Origin of the sequence: Bradyrhizobium sp. NAS80.1 (assembly GCF_001908205.1) — a bacterium.
GTDB lineage: Bacteria > Pseudomonadota > Alphaproteobacteria > Rhizobiales > Xanthobacteraceae > Bradyrhizobium.
The window spans coordinates 1-4,371 of the sequence record NZ_LGHL01000302.1 but is presented as its reverse complement, the minus strand read 5'-3'; the positions used below and the strand labels follow the sequence as shown (position 1 = coordinate 4,371).

General features: G+C 63.0%; 2 protein-coding genes and 1 pseudogene. All 3 read right to left on the bottom strand.

Annotation, left to right across the window (positions count from 1 at the left end; all coding sequences use genetic code 11):
- Window positions 1–142: 142 nt before the first annotated feature.
- Window positions 143–391, bottom strand: a pseudogene (locus tag AC629_RS42075) (IS110 family transposase); the annotation flags it as partial.
- Window positions 392–539: 148 nt separating this feature from the next.
- Entirely contained in the window at window positions 540–1,922 is a 1,383-nt protein-coding gene (locus AC629_RS42070) for an FAD-containing oxidoreductase (protein ID WP_084810518.1), read from the bottom strand.
- A gap of 173 nt (window positions 1,923–2,095) precedes the next feature.
- Window positions 2,096–3,856, bottom strand: a complete 1,761-nt coding sequence (locus tag AC629_RS42065) for an MOSC and FAD-binding oxidoreductase domain-containing protein (protein ID WP_084810517.1) — start codon at window positions 3,854–3,856, stop codon at window positions 2,096–2,098.
- Window positions 3,857–4,371 lie beyond the last annotated feature (515 nt).

Below are 4,371 nucleotides of genomic sequence, written 5' to 3'. Positions count from 1 at the left end.
CTCGGCCGCCCAAGGCGACCTTTGTCACGAGGCTTCGGTCCGTCCGATTGCTCGTCCAGACCGCTCGTCAGCTACCAGATCAATCGACAATTCTCTGGGGGGCTCCTTCCTCCACTGGTAATGCGCGCCGTCGGGGCGCACCGTAGGGCTTCACATAGGCCGGAGGCATCAACCGCACCGTATGCCCCAACGCCTGCAGTTCGCGGGACCAATAATGGGATGACGCGCAAGCCTCGATCCCCACCAGGCACGCCGGCAACTTCTCAAAGAAGGACAGCACGAAACGGCGCTTGAGCTGGCGGCGGATCACCACCTGACCGGATGCATCGACGCCATGCACTTGAAAGACCGACTTCGCGATATCCAGACCAATCGTCGAGACTGACTGCATAGGCTGCTCCTCCGAATCGTGGGAGCCTCAAACGGCGCCCACTCCTAGGCACTCTCGTGCCCGTGGAGGAGCCGTCCACAGCATCAGAAGCAGACTTTGCGCGTCCAAGTCCAACGCAGCAAGCCGCTGCTCGCCGCCCTGGAACTGATCAGCCGCTTAATGGCTTCAGTTCGCCGAGAACGGTCGGGATCAGTTCCGAGACGGTCGGGTGGATCGGCACCGCCCATTGCAGCACCGGATAGGTCGCTCCGGCATTCATCGTGTCCAGGATGCCGTGGATCGCCTCGTCGCCGCCTGCCCCCAAGATGGCGGCTCCCAGGATTTGTTTCGTGTCCGCATCGGCGACCACCTTCATGAAGCCTTTGGTTTCGCCCTTCTCGATCGCACGCCCGACTCGCGTCATCGGGCGTTTAGACACTAGGAGCTTACGGCCTGTGCGTGTCGCCTCAGTCTCCGACTGGCCGACGCGCCCGAGCGGCGGATCGACATAGAGTGCATAGGCGGGGATCCGGTCGCTCACTCGCCTGTTGCCACCGTCGAGAAGATTGGCGGCGACGATCTCGTAGTCGTTATAGGCCGTGTGGGTGAACGCGCCGCGGCCGTTGCAGTCGCCCAGGGCCCAGATGCCGGGGACAGTGGTAGTCAGACCGTCGTCCACCACAATGTAGCCCCGCGCATCCAACGCGACGCCAGCCTTGTCGAGGCCGAGATCGTCCGTGTTGGGCCGGCGCCCCACAGCCAGCAGCACATGCGAGCCCACCACGACCGGCTCCCCGGATGTGCAATCGACGCCGACCGCCACGCCGTCCGGGTGGGGCCTGAACCCAATGCAGGTGGCGCTGGTGCGCACCGCGATCCCCTCATCGGTGAGGATCTCCCGGACCGTCTCAGACACGTCCTCGTCCTCCCGGGCGATCAGCCGTGGTGCCATCTCGACGACCGTGACCGCCGCGCCGAAACGCCTATACATCTGGGCGAACTCAAGCCCGATATAGCTTCCGCCGACGACGACCAGGTGCTGTGGGATGGTATCGAGCTTGAGGATCGACGTGTTGGTGAGGTAGTCGATCGTGCCGACTCCCGGCATGTCGGGCACGGTCGCGCGGCCGCCGACATTGATGAAGATGCGAGGCGCCTTCAGCAGGCTCTCGCCCGCCCGGACGACATCCGGGCCCTCGAACCGGGCATGCCCATTGATGACAGTCAGGTCGCGCATGCTGCGCAGCCACTTTTCGACATTCGTCCGGGCGCTCGTTGAGACAGTATCGGCCCGGGCCTTGACCCGCTTCATGTCGATTTTGATCGGACTCTCGATCACGACCCCATACTCGCCGCTCCGCTGGGCAAGGTGAGCGGCATAGGCGCTTGCGACGAGCGTCTTCGTCGGCATGCAGCCGGTGTTGACGCAGGTTCCGCCGAACAGATTGCGCTCGACGAGCGCGACCTTCATTCCGGCGGCGGTCAGCCGTCCGGCCACGGATGGTCCCGCCTGTCCGGCCCCGATGACGATGGCGTCGAAGACTTGGGTCATGGCACGGTCTCACGATGAGTGTAGCGCCGAGGATCGCAGAAGCGTAAAAGCCGACCTGGCCGACATAGAACCGGAGCGATCGCTCGACATCACTCACGGGCAACGTGATCACCTCGACTGAGAGCTTCGCGCCGCGCCTCCTCTTCGGTCCGATATGCGCCGCCCTCAGGGTTTCACAAATCGATAACGACGTCACGAATCGGTTGTGAGCAACAAACGAGAAGGTTGCCGTCGGCGGGTTTCTCGAGTGGCTGCGGTCCATAGGCGACCGCCCCCGAAACCAAACCGCTCTCACAGTTGTGACAAACACCCGTCCGGCACGACCAGCGGACCGGAATGTCACACGCCTCGGCCAGCTCCAAAATGCTCTGGTAGGAAGGCTTCCAATGTGCGGCGATGCCGCTGCGCGCGAAAGACACCAACGGACCGGTGTTGGCGTCGTCCTGGGGCACATGCGCCGCTCGCGTCGCTGCGCGGACCATACCCGGGGTCATCGACTCGCCGCCATTGAAGAGTTCGACCTGAATCCGTTCCGGCGGCACGCCCACGGTGGAAAGCGCCGATTTCATGTCCGCCATAAAGCGTGTAGGCCCGCATAGATATACATCCGCATCTTGCGGGATGCCGACCTCGTTGAAGACCGCCGGCGACAGGTGACCGGCACCGTCGAAATCCTCACCCATTTTGTCGCGCGAGGCCGGATTGCTGTAACAAACATGGCTGCGGCCTTTTGTGAGTCCCAGCATGATGCGGCGGATCTCGGGAGCGAATGGATGGTGCTGCCCATCTCGAGCCGCGTGCAGCCACAGGATCTCTCGTGTGGAGCGTTCTGACGCCAGGGCATGCAGCATAGCCAGAACAGGCGTTGCCCCGATTCCCGCACTGAGCAGCACCACCGCGCGCTCTCCGGGTTGCAGAATAAAGCTTCCACGCGGCGAGCTCACGTCGAGAACGTCGCCCACACGGACACGCTCCTGGAGGTAGGTTCCGGCCGCGCCGTTCGGCTCGATTTTCACGCTGATTCGATAGCGGTCCGTCGAGGGAGGGCCCGAGAGCGAGTAGCTGCGAAAAAGTGGCGTGCCGCCTGTGGCCCGAGGAAGACGCAAGACCACATACTGCCCCGGCAGCGCGATCGGCAGCGACTGATTGTCCGGACTGTGCATCGTCAGCGAAACGACGTCCGCGGACTCCGGATCAATCGCAGTCACGGCGAGCGGCCGAAACCCTGGCGCAGCCGGATGCGCTGCTGCTGCCGGCGCGAGTCCCGCGTTGCCACTTCCCGCGCCAGTCGTTTGGCTCTGCAGTAAAGCCTCAAAAGACGACCGCCAACCGGGCGAAAGGGCCTCGATCAGCAAGGCTCGCTCCAGTCGATCGCGCGCATGATTGGGCGAATAGAGAAGCGCGTTGATCTCTGCGATGGTCATTCGCTCATTCGCCTCTCCTACCTTCGCGATTGCGTCGCCGGCGCCAATCTCACCTTCCTGCAGAACGCGGAAGTAGAACCCCGGCCGTCCGCGGGATGTCAGCAATGCCGGCATCCGGGGCTCGTTCAGCCGAATGCCAACGCGATAGCAGGTAACGCGAGGCGCGGTAACTTCGAACAGTGCAGTGCCGATTTGATAGCGGTCGCCGATGCAAACGGCATCGTCGGGCAATCCTTCGACCGTGAAGTTCTCGCCGAACTGTCCGTAGATGAAGTCGGTTCGTTTCAGCTGCTCCTGCCAATAGTGATACGATTCGATCTGGTAGACGAAGACGGCTCGCTGTTCACCTCCGTGGCCGGCCAAGTCGCCTTGACCGTCTCCGTCTAGATTCAACCGGCCGACCCGACAGCGGCCGCGCGCCGGATTTTTCCAGATCCCGGTGTGTACGGTGCGACCCTTCCATTCTATGTCGCGCGGAAGTCCGACGTTCACCGATAGTAGTCGAGCCATTTCCCGCTCCGATTTGATGGGAACCGGAAGTCCTCCGAGACGCTCGTAGCCGCTGCGGGGTCGCCACCGAGTGCTCGCTCGTGGACTACCGAGGCCGGGTAGACGTCCACCGACATCCCGAACGCGGATCCGGCGGTAAGGTTCCGCGCAGGATGGCGACCTTCGGTCCGGCTTTGGCGCGCACCAGTGCCGACGAGGTGATCGAATGACAGGCGTGCCGAATGATTGCTTAGGGGGCATTCGCTGCGGACCTAAGGCGACCCCATGGCCCCCCCACGGCCGCAAGCCTCTGAAAGCAGACACGATCTGGGAGTCACAACGCATGCTCGGTGCCCTCACAAACCGAGGAGTACGATTATGCCTGACGAAGATAGCCCCTCCACCAAAGCTTGCCGGACACCCTGGAACAAGGGCAAGCTGATCGGAGCCAAACCTCCGCTGCGGCCAAACCAAGTCTGGTCGATCCGAACCCGGCTCCTGATCGAAAGACGGACCCGCGACCTTGCCCTTTTCAA

Coding starts and splice junctions, on each gene's coding strand:
- AC629_RS42065 (WP_084810517.1), bottom strand. CDS start 3,856: ATGGCTCGACTACTATCGGTGAACGTCGGACTTCCGCGCGACATAGAA.
- AC629_RS42070 (WP_084810518.1), bottom strand. CDS start 1,922: ATGACCCAAGTCTTCGACGCCATCGTCATCGGGGCCGGACAGGCGGGA.